Here is a 584-nt window from a genome sequence, read left to right as displayed (position 1 = left end):
TGCTTTTGATTGTTGCTGTCAACGGCTTACTGGTCGCGGATGTAGCTTAGAACCCAGTATTCTTCCTATCATTTAGAGACGTGAATTTAACACGTCTCTTTCTTGTTTGGAGCTTTTGATCAACAAAACTATTATCAAAAAAGTGTTATTAATTTAATTCGGTTGCTTATAAAGCTCATTTTCTAGAGCTGCTTGTACTCTTTGTGAGCAATTTTCTCGTAGCGCAGCCAGTCTAATCACCTTCCAAGGCTGAATTTCTTCTCCGCAATCATCAAGCCGCTGAATTGCCCACTTAATACGCCGAATCTGAAAATCCTCTACAGTTTCTGTCACTGATTCTAAATAAACCTTAGTCACTGGCATTTCTGACAAATGTTTTTCGAGTAGTGCCAGTAACCCAATAGCTTTGCCTATCTTGCCAAGAGTTATTCTCGCGGGTTTTTCTGCACTCAGAAGCGATCGCACAGCATTTTTTACCTTTTCGAGAACTTGCTTGTCTCTTTCTACCCAGTCAACTTTACCGACGAACCTATCCCACTAATACCAAAATGTGATAATCTACTTTCTGAGTGTATCACTTTATG

The 584-nt window shown here is 39.7% G+C and carries 1 pseudogene; it reads right to left on the bottom strand.

The features are described 5' to 3' along the window. Positions 1-153: 153 nt before the first annotated feature. Positions 154-507: pseudogene (locus RMZ95_RS34025) on the bottom strand (TnsD family Tn7-like transposition protein); the annotation flags it as partial. Positions 508-584 lie beyond the last annotated feature (77 nt).

It is taken from the genome of Nostoc sp. DedQUE07, assembly GCF_034530975.2.
Classification (GTDB): Bacteria; Cyanobacteriota; Cyanobacteriia; order Cyanobacteriales; family Nostocaceae; genus Nostoc.
This window is presented reverse-complemented; position numbering and strand designations above follow the sequence as displayed.